The organism is Paenibacillus lupini, assembly GCF_011761355.1.
Classification (GTDB): domain Bacteria; phylum Bacillota; class Bacilli; order Paenibacillales; family Paenibacillaceae; genus Pristimantibacillus; species Pristimantibacillus lupini.
Genome location: NZ_JAASRW010000002.1, coordinates 1 through 14,711 on the forward strand (window position 1 = coordinate 1; position 14,711 = coordinate 14,711).

The following is a 14,711-nucleotide window of genomic DNA, read 5'->3' on the forward strand; positions in this document are numbered from 1 at the left end:
AAGACCCCTTGAAGACGACGAGGTTGATAGGTTCGGGGTGGAAGCACAGCAATGTGTGGAGCTGACGAATACTAATCGGTCGAGGGCTTATCCTAAAAAATCTTGCGTGTTAATCGCAAGTGATATAAATTGCTTAAGTTTCATTCATTCGCATCCAGTTTTCAAGGCGCAAGCCAAGAAAAGTCTGTCGCATTAGCGGCAGGCCTTTTTGTTGTTTTAAGAGGCTTGAAGGAAAGTTAAAAGATATTAATAATCATTTCAACCCTCCGATAACTTAATAATAATACGAATTATATATTAAATAACGAGTATATTCATGGAAGAACATCATAGAATGAGAATTATATTAGAACAGATTAGAATATTCTAGTTAATTATGATGTTCAGGATAGTTATGGTATACTCGTGAGCCCAAGAACAACTTAGGCTATTTACATTCTGGAGGGATTTGCTTGATGAAACGAAAGTTAGGATTACTTGCTTTAACGATGCTGATGGCATCGATCTTCTGTCTGCCATTTCAGGCTTCAGCCGCATCATTAACCGTAGGCAGCAAAGGTAGTGAGGTTGGAGATTTACAGGAAAGACTCTACATGCTGGACTATTATAAAGGTTCAATTACAAAATACTTTAGCGCTTCGACGAAATCGGCTGTTGCAGCCTTTCAAAAGGGAGCAGGCCTGAAAGCTGATGGTGTTGCGGGTTCCGTTACGCTGCATGCACTGCATAAAGTTACGGTTGACCGCTCCGACTTATCTCGAATGGCGAGAGTCGTGAATGCAGAGGCGAAAGGCGAAAGCTATAAAGGGAAAATCGCCGTAGCTGCTGTTATTTTGAATCGGACCAAGGCTAATGGTTTCCCAGGTACAATTCGCGGCGTTATTTTTGCACCTAGCGCTTTCAGCGTAGTGAGTAACGGACAGTTCTGGGATATGCCAACAGTCAGTGCACTAGATGCATCAAAGGATGCTGCGAAGCGCATAGATCCAACGCGTGGAGCATTGTATTTTTACAACCCTAAACTTACAGATTCCAAGTGGATGAAGTCTCGTCCAGTAACAGTGAAGATCGGGAATCATGTCTTTACGAAGTAAATAGAAAGGGCCTGTCGTTACGATTATCGTAATGACAGGCCCTTTGTTTTATCCGAAGAAGGTTTTGTACAGCAGGTAGATATTCAGTCCAATAATGATAATTGCTACGAACCAGGCTAGCAGCTTAACCCAGAGTGGATTAACGAACTTGCCCATCTTCTTCTTATCGCTGGTGAATTGAATGAGCGGAATAACGGCAAAAGAGAGCTGGAATGACAAGATAATCTGGCTTAAGATCAGTAGATCCGTTGTACCACTTTCTCCGTATATGGCTGTTACAATAACGGCTGGAATAACGGCGATGAGCCGTGTAATCAAGCGGCGGAGCCAGGCGGCAATCCGAATGTTCAGGAATCCCTCCATGACGATCTGGCCGGCTAGAGTGCCCGTTAAGGTCGAGTTTTGACCGGATGCAAGTAGAGCAACTCCAAACAAGACCGAGCCAACAGCTGTTCCAAGCAAAGGTGTCAACAAATCATAAGCCTCGCTAATGTCAGCTACCTCAGTCATGCCCGCTTTGTTAAAGGTTGCAGCAGAGATGATCAGAATGGCAGCATTGATAAACAGGGCAAAGAACAAAGCAATTGTAGAATCCCATGTTGCATATTTTATCGCTTCACGTTTACCAAGCTCTGTTTGCTCGATGCGCCTAGTTTGAACGATAGAGGAATGCAGATACAGGTTATGCGGCATCACCGTTGCACCGAGAATACCGATCGCAATGTAAAGCATAGTTGGATCCATTATGATGTGATGACTAGGAATAAATCCGGCAAATAAGGCGGATGTGTCTGGCTTAGCGAAGAAAATCTCCGTAATAAAACACGCACCAATCGTGAAAATAAGAACGATAACCAAGGTCTCAATATAACGGAAGCCTTTGTTCTGAAGCAGCAGTACGATAAAGACATCAAGTACGGTTATAATAACGCCATATATGATCGGGATTCCGAATAATAAATTTAACGCAATGGCTGAGCCAATAACCTCGGCTAAGTCACAAGCTGCAATCGCAAGCTCACACAAGATCCAGAGTCCGAAAACGACTGGTTTACTGTAATGATCGCGGCAAGCCTGCGCCAAGTCCCGGCCTGTTACAATCCCAAGTCTGCCTGCCAATGCCTGTAGAAGGACCGCCATCAGATTGGAAATAAGGATAACAGACAGTAAGGTGTAGCCAAACATGGCGCCTCCTGCAATATCTGTGGCCCAGTTCCCTGGATCCATGTAGCCTACCGCAACCAAGTAACCCGGTCCTGCGAAGGCGAGAAATTTTTTGAGCCATGAGCCTTTCATTGGAATGCGAAGCGAGCCATGTACCTCGGGGAGAGAAGGTTGAGAGCCTTTTGTTCTCCAAGCATCATCTTGCGAGCCTGTAGCGGATGGTCCTACCATCGTGAATCACCTCTTGTCTTTTCCTTAGACTAATAATGTTGCCTTAGTGCAACTTATTTTGTAAAAAAAACCACATACATAGGTGTATGTAGGAATGTTCTGAATGTTGCTTTAAATTTATTGTACCAGTGCAACTTTTTTTGTCAATGACAACTTTTTCGTGAAGATCATAAAGATCATATATAGTGATGGATTAATGGGACTTGTGTGGTTGCAGTTATACTGCCCCATTATGTTAATCAATACTCTATGTAAGTGATGTATAAGCAAAAGACTGCTCCGCTTGGGAACAGCCTTAACTTGATTAGTCGTGTTTATGAGTAGGAAGCTCCTCATAGTGGCTATCAAATGATTCTTGAACATGATCGACGATTTCTTCAACAGCATCGCTGACCATATCCAGAGGTCCTGAGCTTTCGTGGTTCTTTGGCGTATTAATACCTGCAACGGTATTGGATGTTTCATTATACATCTCGTTATATTCATCATCGTGCTTCTTTTTACTCATTTTAGACAGCCTCCTTTTGCACGTCACTCTGCTACTGGTCTTGAGGTAGTTTACCCGATTTGAGGAAAAGCCAAACAGATGTCATTCGACGAATTTCTACGTACATGCACTTCTAGGCCGTGGCCTACATACAATGTAGAACCGACTTCATCGTGAACCAGTGGTATGTCATGCCCCTGGTAATCCAGCTTATGGGGGTGCAGGAATATGGGACTGTTTGCTGCAATTGCTTTGTTCATTAAGCAGCTTTCGCTGCTCGTATCGTACGTGAAAAATAATGCTTTTCCGCAGCCGCTTCATGAAGAGGAAGAGATGAAGCATCTGCAGTTGATGGCAGAGGGCAATGCGCATTCGCGCAATCTGTTGATTGAACATAATTTGAGGTTAGTCGCGCACATTGTAAAAAAATTCGACAACACCGGGGAAGACCTTGAGGATCTGATCTCGATTGGCACGATTGGGCTTATCAAAGCAATCGAGAGTTTTCAGACAGGTAAGGGGACGAAGCTCGCGACATTCGCCGCTCGTTGTATTGAGAATGAAATACTTATGCATTTGCGCTCTTTGAAGAAGACTAGGAAAGACGTTTCTTTGCATGACCCTATTGGTACGGACAAAGAAGGCAATGAAATTACATTGATCGACATCCTCGGCACAGAAGCCGACGACGTTGTTGACCGGGTGCAGCTGAAGATCGAGAAGAGCAAGATCTACCGCAACCTCGATATACTCGATGAGCGGGAGCAGGAAGTGATCCGCGGCAGGTTTGGCCTGGATCATGGTGGGGATGAGCGGACGCAGAGGGAGATTGCGAAGGAGCTTGGTATCAGCCGGAGTTATGTTTCGCGGATTGAGAAAAGGGCGTTGATGAAGCTTTATCATGAGTTTTATAAGGCGAAGAAGTGACCTTATGATACTGAAGCAAAAGGACGCCATCGAGATGATCTCACTCGATCCGTCCTTTTTTTGCTTGTTTTTGAGCTTCAGATGCCGACTAGGCTGGATGCGTATAAAAGTCCCCGCTAGGAAACGATCGATTTACAAAGCAGAGCTACTTATATCTATGGAAGAAATGGATCCGGAATTTTCACTAACAGTTGAGGGGTTGGTGGCCATTTTAATTATTGATATGGTGAATGAATCGAGGAAAGGCTACAACAATAAATATGTTCAGCGGCTAATTGGACAGCTTAGAGAAGCGAGGTAAGGATTAAAGCGTGCGTGTCATTGTTTCGTCCATGGGTAACTTTAGTTACCCATTAATTTATCGAAGAGATAAATAATTACGTGACCTAAAGGACTATATACGACTAAAGGAACTTCCTGACCAAGAGTATCAATACATGATTAAGCGTATGGAAGGCATTAACTCTTTTTGATATTAATTACTACGAGAAAATTACTTTACAGAACATTTTACACCTTCAGCATCACTTCGGAGTTAGTTATATTCAAACTGTACGGATGTTGAATAAATTTCATATCTTATCCGACATTCAGATGACCAAATTTAAATCGTATAGCACAAAAGAAGATCCACAGCATCTAATTTTATTAACTCAAGAGTCCATCCAACTCTTCACGTATACCGTCCTAATTCATGGAAAGTATAGTTGATAACATTCATAATAATCGATTGACTTCAAGAAAAGTTATGCATCTTGAAAATCTATTAAGTATCCCCCTCATAGATATAATACCTGAAAAGAAACAGGGGAAAGAGGATGAATAGTAAGTCTGTTGTTATTTCTGGTACAGATATTTTAGGGCATATTATTATTGGTGGTATCTTCAATGTGCTTGTGCCGAATGTTATAGAAGAGATTTACATAACTCCTCAGATTGAAAAAGAGTTTCCATCAATTGAATTTTTTATAACTCGTTTCTGTACCTCTGTCAATAAATTAGACACATAAAACCGAGAGAATTAGGCCGCAGTACGGTGCATACGTTCGTATTGATTAGGTGTGTGATACCCTATGGAAGAATGGATTCCTTCACGGCCATAATTGGGATTCGTACACGCTCGGCAAGCATTGGTACCAGCATCTGCCCTACGGTCAAGTCTGTACGGCGGAGACGCAGGCGTACTTAAACTTCGCGCAAGTAACGAGCCATATGAGCAGTTATAAACCGGACGATTGGCAAACCAAAAACGAGTGGGTGCGCACGTACCTCAATCCGTACCGTGAGTGGATCGGCGCGCAAATTAGAGCGGACGCCTGAGGTTGCGGGCCAGCCGGAGCTTGCGTTCATCGCGGCCATGATTGGGGCGGCTTTCACCGAAACCGATAACGAGCGGATCATTGCCATCGGCCTTGGCCAAATTCCGTCTACCTGCAGGCTTGCCGCCGACATTCAGCAGGCGGTAGACATTGCCCGCAGCGTCAAGGACCGGCTGAAGCTGGTAGATGAAATATGGCGCACATTCAACCATTACCCATCCCGTCCATACGAATAACAATGTCGCCTTAGTTGCCGTATCGCTCATCGGTTCCTTCCGGTAAAAACAAGCACACACGAGCGAATCATCGTTCATGTGTGCTTGTTTGGTTATATCGCGGCTATTCGGCCGCCACTTCCTCCCGGCTCTCCAGCCGGACATGAAAACCAACCTCGAACATCCGTTTCCAAGGCATTCGAAGGTCGCAGAGCTGAATCCGCTCCGGCTGCAAGTCCTTCAAATATTTGCTGGTAAATACGGTAAGCATGGATCTTACAAGCTCAACGACCTGATCGTACTGGCCGGAGATGTCGAAATAGGTACCTCCGATTGCCGGAAGATGGGCGGTATGAATCTGAGATCGAGCGATCGATTGATATCCCCAGTCTTCAACCAGGCGCTGAATGTAGAACTCCCGGCTGTACCGTCCTCGCGCCTCGCTGTCCGCCTGCGGCTGCCGCATATAATAACTTTCAATAATTCCATGGGCAATGACCGTTCCAAGGGTATTGCCGGATGTATTCCAGCCGGCATAGGCATGGATGGAACCGAGTAGCCCGAGGGTTGATAGGGATTGCATGAGCGAATGATCGCTCCCGTTCAATGTGGCTACGTCCGCCAGTGCAACGGCCTTGCCTTTGCCCAGATATCGCCGGAGTGCCGTCGTAAACTCACGGGGATTGATCTCGGAGAAATACGAACGATGCCGTTCACAAACCGGAGTCGAGCCGCCGGCGATGGCATTCTGTCCGTTTGCAGGCGAATGAACCATAAGAATGAGGTCGGCTTCGCTTGCGGAATCACCGATGAACCCGCCGGCTGCGGTGACGTGCGCTTTGACGCTTTCGCCGAGCGTACGGTCCTCGAGACTTGGAATGATGGAAGGGCCAAGCGTGGAGGAGTATCGGACATACAGCTCCGGCTCGAAATGATGGAGATCGCAGAAAACCCGGCTCATCAAGGTACAGCCTGCTTCGTCCGCTCCCGGATAGATATGGATGCGGTCATTCAAATTCAGGCTGTCGGCTAGCGCGATCAGGTTGTTTCGTTCGGAGGCGGTGAAGCCGAATTCGGCGTTGTCGTCGAGCGGGATAATGAGCATGTCAAGCACGTTCTCTTGAACGAGCATGATGGAGGCTTCATTGACTGCCGCATTCACGCTTCGGCGGTTCAAATGCTCTTCAAGCACAAGAGTTGGAATGGCTTTCTGTACATGATCCCAATCGGCTTGCTCGGAAGTCTGGAGTGGATGATGGGTTCTTTTGTCCTGTAACCAAGAATACTGATAGATTAGCTTTCCGTACTGCGCATAGTAGGAAGGCTCCTCGTCGTCGCTGTCGTAGGAAGGCGTGCGCATGATCAAGTTCGTGCCGAAGATTTTAAGGGAAGGACAGGCGGCTTTCAGTTCGCGGAGCAACTGCAGCTTGGCTAATGCCTCTTCTTGCGTAAAATGATGCAGCCGCGAGGGCACGATGCCGCCATAGACGAGCATGTCGATCGAGACGATCAGCGCCTCCGCGTCCTCCGCAGCGCCGAGCAGCCACTGCTCGATTGCGGTATGCTCAGCTGGTTGTTTCTTCTGACCGAGTATGCGGATGGAAGGGGAGTTAACGGTCATACCGGCAAGTCGTGCCAGCTCAAGCGGGTATTGTACATTGCAAGGTCTCTCATCTAAAGGTAAATAAGCAACCTGGAACATATGAATTTCCTCCAATACCGAATTGTGGAAGCCTATTTATTATAGCATCCAAATAAAAGAGAATATATCCAAAAACAATTAAATAAAAAAACAATTCTTCCATTAGCGGCGGGACGGTGTTATGATGGTTACAAATACCAGTAACTGTTACTTCCATAGCCAAAGGAGCGGATAGGATGAAACGATCGCTCATTAAGAAGCTGCAAAACGGATGTATCGTCTCGTGCCAGGCGTTAGAGCATGAGCCTCTGTTTGGATCCGACATTATGAGCGCTATGGCAGTTGCAGCCGAAAAAGGCGGTGCGGCGGCGATTCGGGCCAATACGCCGAAGGATGTAGCGTCGATTAAACAACGCTGCTCGCTGCCGGTCATCGGTTTATATAAGAAGAACTATCCGGACAGCCAAATCTACATTACGCCGACGATGAGAGAAGTCGAGGAGCTGGCCGCCGCCGGAGCCGATCTAATCGCACTGGATGCAACCGATCAGCATAGACCGGGCGGGCAAGACTTTTCTGCGCTTCTTGAGCAGATTCGGAGCACGTTTCCAGATATTCCGATTGTAGCCGATGTCTCGACCTATGAAGAAGGCGTTCGGGCGATGGAGCTTAAGGTCGACGTCGTGTCAACGACGATGTCCGGCTACACGCCTTACAGCACCCAGATGGAAGGGCCGGACATTGAGCTGGTAGAACGGCTGGCGGGATTGAGCGATGTGCCGGTTCTGGCTGAAGGCCGGATTTGGACCGTAGATGATATGATTCGGTGCTTCGAAGCCGGGGCTTACGGAGTTGTCGTCGGCACTGCGATTACGAGGCCGCAGGAGATTACGAGAAGATTCGTCAGAGCAATCCACAAACGTGTTAACAATTAAACTCATCCCCCCGCTTATTCCTTACTATGCTCTTAAATAGAGGAGTTTTCTTCCGAGATTATCCGGCTAGAGTGGAATATCCCTTGCGAGTACAGCGCCTATCATCTATTCTTTCATTAATAAACGGAAATGAACAAGGGAGAGAAATAATGAAAAAAGTGCGCAAATTTAATAATTCCACCAATACGCTGCTCTTGATATCAAGCGTGTATTCCTCGATGACCAAAGCGGAGAAAAAGGTCGCCGACGCGGTGCAGAACAATCCGGAAGAGGCCGTTCTTGCCACGGTTACGGATTTGGCGGAGACGGCCGGGGTTGGCGAAACGTCGGTCATTCGGTTCTGCCGAACGCTTGGCTTTCGCGGCTATCATGACTTCAAGCTATCCATCGCACAGGATCTGGTCAATATGCCGAGCTATACCAGCGGCGAAATCGATGATGAAGACGAACCGATGGAAATTGCCCGCAAAGTGACGCTCAACAATGAGAATGTTCTGAAGGGCACGCTTGATCTGCTGGACCTGGAACAGATTGATCAGGCGGTATCATCGATATTAGGCGCGAAGCAGATTTATATTTACGGCGTCGGATCTTCGGGCATTACCGCGCTGGATGCCCATTATCGGCTCATGCGTCTGGGCTTCAAGGTGGAAGCGCAGCGCGATGCCCACATCATTGCGATGTCAGCCGCGCTAGTAGATAAGGAAGACGTGGTCATTGGCATTTCGACCTCTGGCAGCACGAAGGATCTTGTCGATCCGATCAAGCAGGCGAAGAGTAATGGCGCTACCGTCATTTGTCTGACCAGTCATGCGAGGTCGCCGATTACGAACTATGCGGATACCGTGCTGCTCATTCCATCACGGGAAATGCCCTTTCAGGGAGGCGCACTGTCGACCAAAATGGCACAAATTCACATGCTGGACATCTTGTCGACCATTATCACATCGAAGAAGAAAAGCGAAACAAGCGATTCGATCACGAGAACAGCGAATGCGGTAGCGGATAAGCTCTACTAGAGCGGGACCGCTGCCTTGCCGCGAGGGGGATAAGGATGCTGGAGCTGTCGGTAGGCGTGGATATCGGCGGGACGAAAATTCATGCTGCCTTGGTAGACGGACAGGGACGTATCTATGTGGAGGAGAAATTGCCGACAGATTCCGCGAAGGGGGCGGACAGCGTGATGGAGCGGGTGCTGCAGAGTATTGAGCGCATGCTGGATTCGGCCCCTCGCGCGGCGCAATCCGCTGCGATCCAAGGAATCGGCATCGGCAGCGCAGGGCAGATTGATTTTTCCACCGGTACCGTTGCATTTGCGGTCGATACGTTGCCCGGGTGGACGGGAACCCGGATTAAGGCAAGAACAGCGGAGCGGTTTCCCGATTTACCTGTTATCGTGGATAACGACGTCAATTGTGCAGCTGTCGCCGAGCAGCGGATTGGAGCGGCAAGCGGGCTGCGCAATTTTATTTGCCTGGCGCTTGGAACCGGAATCGGCGGCGCTATTATCGCGGACGGCAAGCTGGTACGCGGCACATATGGCGGGGCAGGCGAATTGGGTCATGTGTCCGTCGATTTTAACGGCCCCCGATGCTCCTGCGGTAACCGCGGCTGTCTGGAGCTTTATGCTTCCGGCCCTGGAATTGCGAGAATCGCCAGAGAGGGCTCCTTCTCGTTCGCGGATTCGCGGCAAGTCATAGAAGCTTGGCTGGCGGGAGATTCTCAGGCGAACCAAGTCATGGATATCGTGATCAGGGCGTTAGCTTCGGGCATAAGCGGCTTTATCCATACGTTCAATCCGGAAGCGGTCATTATCGGCGGCGGCGTAGCGGAGGCAGGCGAGCGATTCCTTCATTCCATCCGGCAAGAAACGGAGCGGCGAACCTCTGCGGCGATGTGGAAGGCCGTGCAGCTGGAGCCGGCCGCCGCGGGCAACCATGCCGGTGTGATCGGTGCCGCCCTGCAGATGTGGCACTACTCTGTATTAGAATTACGGGGCGAGGGGGGAGCGGGATGATTCGTTTTGCCGTCATGTCCGACATCCATGTTCAAGATTGGGATCTGGAGTCCCAGGATCGTCTCATCTCGGCGCTTCTTGATTATGGAAGTCTGCCGCAGCCGCCGTCCGTGATTGTCATCAATGGGGATCTTACCGAGGGACATGATGAGGATTATTCGACCTTGCTCCGATTACTGGCAGCTCATGCGCCTTGTCCTGTCTATGTGACCATTGGCAACCACGAGTACTATCGCATGTGGTATCAACAATTGCCTTCGCGCAAGTGGTCGATGGATACGTTCCCGAATGGCTGGTCCTCAAGGCAAGCGCTGAAGCTGTTTCTGGACCGTTTCCAGCTGCATGCCCCCTATTATGATAAATGGCTTCACGGTTATCACTTTATTTTTCTCGGAGGGGAATGCTATCGGGATGACGCCGAAGGGATGACCGAGCATGCATGGCTGAGCGATGACCAGCTGGCGTTTCTGGGGCAGAAGCTTCTGGAGAACAGCGGTGAATCCGAAGCAGGGTCTCGCAAGCCAGTGTTCGTGTTCCTGCACCAGCCGCTTGAAGAGGTCATGCAGCGGGAGCGCCTGGAACGGCTGCTGTCCGCCCATCCGGAAGTCATTTTGTTTGCGGGGCACACGCATCATCAGCTGTTAAACCGCGGAACCTATCTGGCAGGACAAGGCGGCTTCGCAAGGTTGAACAGCTCCTCCATTCGCCGGCCTTGGAGCGAGCTGGATGTTCCTCTTTCAGGTTCGATCAGCGAAAGCCTATTGGTGGAAGTTAGAGATGGCGAGGTCCGAATGAAAGGCCGGCGTCATGATAAACGGGCGTGGCTGGCGCAAGCAAGCTTCATACAAAGTGCAGCGCCATAAGGTGGATAAGGCTGCCGTCCGTCTGAGAAAAGAGAATTATACCGTTAATTATTGTTCCGGTGAAGAAATTTACTTTATTAAGGAGGTGATCGGTCTCCATTGCCCGCTGTATCTTTCAACCTCAACTAGATCCCCATATGACTCCAGAAAATGACCGCACATATCTTCGCTTCCGCATTTATCGCCTGCCTGAAGATCGGAACCATTGTACAAATAAGGAGGTAGTACGGATTTGAACAAAAAACCGCTGCTCTCATGTTTGTTATCGATTATTTTTCTTTTCACTTCGCTTGGGACGGCTGCCGCGGCCGATCCATCTGCAGAAACCCCGCAATTACAGGTCGAAGGCAAGGATCCGCTTGCGGTTCAGCTGGTCGATCAGGATCGGACAACGGACTCGCTTGCGATTTTTACCCGGAACTATGGTAATGCAACGAAGCCTTTTGACACCGCTACTACGGAATATCTCGTTATTGGTGATATTGTAGCATCCGTCAATACGGTTGGGGCCAAAGGCACCTACATTCCGCCGAACGGTTATGTCATCTCCGCATCCGGTACGATGCAGGCCGCTTTGTCAGAGGTGACGGTCGGGCAAATTGTAACGACAACCTCGATCAATATCCCGGTGCTGCCGAATCAATATTTCTCCGTAGGTGGCGTAACGACCGCGATTACGGAGACGAACACGGTACGCGGAGCCGGCGCTGCCATCTTGTATACACCGGAATACGGCGCCTCGACCCAAACCAATCCGTGGGGTATGGAGCTCACCGTTGTGGACGGCATCGTCACACATGTGGCCGAGAATACCTACCCGAACGACAATGATTCGCCGATTCCAGCGGGCGGCGCGGTTCTTTCCATTCAGAGCGGGAATGCATCCTATGACTTGTTAGTCGGTAAGGTAAAAGCCGGCGATACGATCGAAATGGTGATCGGCAGCCCTCAATATCTGGCTTCCGCTGCGACCTTCGATGTCGTAAACCCGAAAACGTGTACGGATAATCCGGCCGGCTGCGACGTGGACGGCACACCCTTCCCTGGCTACAGGGGCGCCGACCAGTTAATTATCTATGACAGCACCTACGGCGATCGAACCGGCACGAACGGCTGGGGGAACGAGATCGCGATCAATGCCGGCGGCTTCGTCATCTCGAACGGCAGCAATGATACCGTGATTCCGCAGGGCGGTTATGTACTGTCCGGTCACGGGATTCAGCGCGAATGGCTGAATAACAATGCGCCGGTCGGGGCCAAAGTGGCGATTAACTGGGCGACGAAACGAGTGACTGTTATTTTTACGCCGGAGTCTTATCTGGATAAAGCGGCGATCAACATTGCGGTGGCCGAAGCGCAGATCACGCAGTCCAAACGGGAATTCCGTGATGTGCCGTATGCCCAGATCGAAGCGAAGCTGTCCGAAGATAAAGCGCTGTTCGAGGAAGCCAAGCAGGTGTTGGCGGAGAATGGGATCGATGCTGCGCTTGATCTGCTCCAATCCCTGAATGTCGAGTTGACGAACACGATGTATCTGAACTTTGAATCGAACAAAGTGGAAACGCGCGGCATTTGGCTCCGTCCGAAGGAAACGAGCGTCGAACAGGTGCGCAGCAATGTGGCGAAGCTCAAGGCGATCAACATTAACGCCATCTATCTCGAAACATGGTGGGACGGTTATACGACCTGGCCGATCCAAATGAGTGATGATAAAGGGAAGTTGACCGAGCTCAATCCGATGTATAACGGTTTTGACGTCCTTCAGGCTTATATCGACGAAGGGAAGAAAGCAGGCATTGAAATTCATGCCTGGGTCGAAAACTTCTTCGCGGGCGGACCATCGGTGGTCAACCATCCGGAATGGCGGCTGACGACGCGGGACGGAACGGATTATGAAGTAGGCGGAGGCGGCGTGCCATGGTATTGGCTGAATCCGGCGCTCCCGCAGACACGGGATTTTGTATCGAATGTCTATAAGGATCTGCTGACGAAATATGATGTGGCATCCCTGCATCTGGACTATGCCCGTTATCCGGGGTCAGGCGATTATTCGAATGACTTTGGCTACGACGACTATACACGCGGGGAATTCAAAAAGATATACGGTGAGGCAAATGATCCGATCAATCTTCATCCTGGCGATGGCCAGATGTGGAGTAATTGGCTTCAGTTCCGTGCGAACATCATTAACACATGGGTCGAGCGCGTCGTGCAGGAAGCGCATCATATCAAGCCGGACCTGCAAATTACGGCATCCGTATGGCCGAATTACGAGGATGCGCCGGACTCTCATGCGCAGCAGACCAAATACTGGCTCGATCATAATCTGATCGACGAATTGTTCCATATGTCGTATGCGTCAGGAACCTCCGTCGTCATCGATGATCTGAACAAGACGCTGGATATTGCCAAAGACCATGCGCTCGTTTCTTCCGGGATCGACAGCTTCCAGGGGAATCCGGTCTCGGCGGTGCTGGACCAAGCGAAAGAAACGGTGCAGAACGGCGCTGTCGGCAACGCCTTGTTCGAATTCGAAGGCCTCTTCAACTATGGCTATGACGAGCCGCTTAAGCTCGGCGTGTTCCGCAATGAAGCGGTGAAGCCGGATTACCGGTATACGCTGCCGTTCTCGACGCTGTTTACGGAGATGATCCGCAAGATCAACGAGATTTATGTGCCGTTCGGCGGGATTAGTAAGTCTGATGCGGACAAAATCGTGAAGGAGCTTGAATCATCGGCGCGCAAGCTCGAGAAGGATTCTGCGATGAGCAGAAGCGCAGCGAATACCGTGACTAACGCGATCAAGAAAATTGAGAAAGAGCTGGACAAGAGCGCTTTCGTCAATCCGGATGCTGCGGCACGCATGAAACGTGACCTTCATGTTGCCCAGACGATGGTGAACGTCTATCTTGCCAAGCAGCAGAAGGGGAATGGCAGCGAAGGAAACGGAATGGAAGGGCTGACGAGTGATGAAAATTAGCCTCAGTATGTGGAGCGTGCACAAATATTGGTACGCCGGGCAATGGAGCGTCATCGACTTTCTGGAATATGCGGCGACGACGAAAGCGCAAGGGGTCGAGCTGCTCAGCGTTTTCTGGCGCGACCGCGATCAGGAGCTTCCTCAGATTCTAGCCGCAGCAGAGCGGCTTGGCCTGGAGATTGCCTGCTTCTGCGCGTGCAACAATTTTGCCGTCGAAGGAACTATGGAACGCGCCAAGCAGCTGAAGGAAGTGACGGATGCGATCGACAGCGCCGTGGCACTCGGAACCCGTATCGTTCGGGTGTTCTCCGGCGACCTGCCATACGACGGCTCCATGGATGTCGCGACCGGGATGAAGTATGTCAAGGAAGGCCTCCGCGCCTCCGCAGCTTACGCTAAGACGAAAGGCGTCATCCTTTGTCTGGAGAACCATGGCGTATTCGCCGGCCGAAGCGACCAGGTGATGTCGGTCATTACGGAGATCGGTTCGCCCCATCTGAGAAGCACGTTTGACTGCGGGAATTTTCTACTCGTCGATCAGCCTCCGAATGAAGCGGTTCATGAGCTGATTGATGTGATCGGCCATGTTCACGTGAAGGATTTCAAGTATATCGAAGGGGAAACGACGGCTGTCGTCTACCAGTCGCTCGGCGGCAAACGCTATGTCGGTACGGTTGCAGGCGAAGGCGACGTTCAGCTGCCATATCTTCTCGCACAGATCGCCGATCACGGTTATCCGGGCTGGTTATCGGTCGAATTTGAGGGCAGCGAGGAACCGACCGAAGGGTCGATGCGTTCGGTGGACTATGTGAGCGGACTGCTGGATAGACTTTGAGA

At 50.0% G+C, this 14,711-nt stretch carries 13 protein-coding genes and 1 rRNA gene; 11 read left to right on the plus strand and 3 right to left on the minus strand.

The window, feature by feature from the left end:
* Window positions 1–95 (plus strand): 23S ribosomal RNA (locus FHS17_RS05860); the annotation flags it as partial.
* 360 nt (window positions 96–455) lie between these two features.
* Window positions 456–1,094, plus strand: a complete 639-nt coding sequence (locus FHS17_RS05865) for a cell wall hydrolase (protein ID WP_167276533.1) — start codon at window positions 456–458, stop codon at window positions 1,092–1,094.
* Between the two features lie 48 nt (window positions 1,095–1,142).
* Here FHS17_RS05865 and FHS17_RS05870 read toward each other — a convergent pair whose 3' ends face one another.
* Window positions 1,143–2,489, minus strand: coding sequence for an Nramp family divalent metal transporter (locus FHS17_RS05870; protein WP_167276538.1), 1,347 nt, complete (start codon window positions 2,487–2,489; stop codon window positions 1,143–1,145).
* 304 nt (window positions 2,490–2,793) lie between these two features.
* Complete coding sequence (locus tag FHS17_RS05875) at window positions 2,794–2,997, minus strand: hypothetical protein (protein WP_167276541.1); 204 nt, start codon at window positions 2,995–2,997, stop codon at window positions 2,794–2,796.
* Window positions 2,998–3,204: 207 nt separating this feature from the next.
* On the opposite strand from FHS17_RS05875, the gene sigK reads away from it, so the two are divergent.
* From sigK to FHS17_RS05890, 3 genes are all read left to right on the plus strand, one after another.
* Entirely contained in the window at window positions 3,205–3,903 is a 699-nt protein-coding gene (sigK, locus tag FHS17_RS05880; RefSeq protein WP_015845870.1) for an RNA polymerase sporulation sigma factor SigK, read from the plus strand.
* Between the two features lie 818 nt (window positions 3,904–4,721).
* On the plus strand, window positions 4,722–4,913 hold the full coding sequence (locus FHS17_RS05885) for a hypothetical protein (RefSeq protein WP_167276545.1): 192 nt from the start codon (window positions 4,722–4,724) through the stop codon (window positions 4,911–4,913).
* 272 nt (window positions 4,914–5,185) lie between these two features.
* Window positions 5,186–5,458 carry a hypothetical protein gene (locus FHS17_RS05890; protein ID WP_167276550.1) on the plus strand — a complete coding sequence of 91 codons (273 nt, stop codon included), beginning with the start codon at window positions 5,186–5,188 and terminating at the stop codon, window positions 5,456–5,458.
* A 103-nt stretch (window positions 5,459–5,561) separates the two neighbouring features.
* Here FHS17_RS05890 and FHS17_RS05895 read toward each other — a convergent pair whose 3' ends face one another.
* Window positions 5,562–7,139, minus strand: a complete 1,578-nt coding sequence (locus FHS17_RS05895; protein ID WP_167276554.1) for a DUF4127 family protein — start codon at window positions 7,137–7,139, stop codon at window positions 5,562–5,564.
* A 176-nt stretch (window positions 7,140–7,315) separates the two neighbouring features.
* On the opposite strand from FHS17_RS05895, the gene FHS17_RS05900 reads away from it, so the two are divergent.
* The 6 genes from FHS17_RS05900 (at window position 7,316) to FHS17_RS05925 (ending at window position 14,709) form a co-directional block, all read left to right on the plus strand.
* Window positions 7,316–8,014 carry an N-acetylmannosamine-6-phosphate 2-epimerase gene (locus tag FHS17_RS05900; protein ID WP_167276558.1) on the plus strand — a complete coding sequence of 233 codons (699 nt, stop codon included), beginning with the start codon at window positions 7,316–7,318 and terminating at the stop codon, window positions 8,012–8,014.
* Window positions 8,015–8,163: 149 nt separating this feature from the next.
* Window positions 8,164–9,033 (plus strand): MurR/RpiR family transcriptional regulator, encoded by an 870-nt coding sequence (locus FHS17_RS05905; protein WP_167276562.1) that lies wholly within the window; start codon window positions 8,164–8,166, stop codon window positions 9,031–9,033.
* 35 nt (window positions 9,034–9,068) lie between these two features.
* Window positions 9,069–10,031 (plus strand): ROK family protein, encoded by a 963-nt coding sequence (locus tag FHS17_RS05910; RefSeq protein ID WP_243865216.1) that lies wholly within the window; start codon window positions 9,069–9,071, stop codon window positions 10,029–10,031.
* Window positions 10,028–10,894, plus strand: a complete 867-nt coding sequence (locus tag FHS17_RS05915) for a metallophosphoesterase family protein (RefSeq protein WP_167276566.1) — start codon at window positions 10,028–10,030, stop codon at window positions 10,892–10,894. Before FHS17_RS05910 ends, FHS17_RS05915 begins: the two co-directional genes overlap by 4 nt.
* A 232-nt stretch (window positions 10,895–11,126) precedes the next feature.
* Window positions 11,127–13,874, plus strand: coding sequence for a glycoside hydrolase family 10-like protein (locus FHS17_RS05920; protein WP_167276571.1), 2,748 nt, complete (start codon window positions 11,127–11,129; stop codon window positions 13,872–13,874).
* Window positions 13,864–14,709 (plus strand): sugar phosphate isomerase/epimerase family protein, encoded by an 846-nt coding sequence (locus tag FHS17_RS05925; protein WP_167278154.1) that lies wholly within the window; start codon window positions 13,864–13,866, stop codon window positions 14,707–14,709. The genes FHS17_RS05920 and FHS17_RS05925 overlap by 11 nt, the downstream gene beginning before the upstream one ends.
* Window positions 14,710–14,711: the final 2 nt, after the last annotated feature.

Bases quoted from the DNA above. Each gene is read 5' to 3' on its own strand.
- FHS17_RS05865 (WP_167276533.1), top strand. From the start codon at position 456: ATGAAACGAAAGTTAGGATTACTTGCTTTAACGATGCTGATGGCATCG.
- FHS17_RS05870 (WP_167276538.1), bottom strand. From the start codon at position 2,489: ATGGTAGGACCATCCGCTACAGGCTCGCAAGATGATGCTTGGAGAACA.
- FHS17_RS05875 (WP_167276541.1), bottom strand. From the start codon at position 2,997: ATGAGTAAAAAGAAGCACGATGATGAATATAACGAGATGTATAATGAA.
- sigK (WP_015845870.1), top strand. From the start codon at position 3,205: ATGGGACTGTTTGCTGCAATTGCTTTGTTCATTAAGCAGCTTTCGCTG.
- FHS17_RS05885 (WP_167276545.1), top strand. From the start codon at position 4,722: ATGAATAGTAAGTCTGTTGTTATTTCTGGTACAGATATTTTAGGGCAT.
- FHS17_RS05895 (WP_167276554.1), bottom strand. From the start codon at position 7,139: ATGTTCCAGGTTGCTTATTTACCTTTAGATGAGAGACCTTGCAATGTA.
- FHS17_RS05900 (WP_167276558.1), top strand. From the start codon at position 7,316: ATGAAACGATCGCTCATTAAGAAGCTGCAAAACGGATGTATCGTCTCG.
- FHS17_RS05905 (WP_167276562.1), top strand. From the start codon at position 8,164: ATGAAAAAAGTGCGCAAATTTAATAATTCCACCAATACGCTGCTCTTG.
- FHS17_RS05910 (WP_243865216.1), top strand. From the start codon at position 9,069: ATGCTGGAGCTGTCGGTAGGCGTGGATATCGGCGGGACGAAAATTCAT.
- FHS17_RS05915 (WP_167276566.1), top strand. From the start codon at position 10,028: ATGATTCGTTTTGCCGTCATGTCCGACATCCATGTTCAAGATTGGGAT.
- FHS17_RS05925 (WP_167278154.1), top strand. From the start codon at position 13,864: ATGAAAATTAGCCTCAGTATGTGGAGCGTGCACAAATATTGGTACGCC.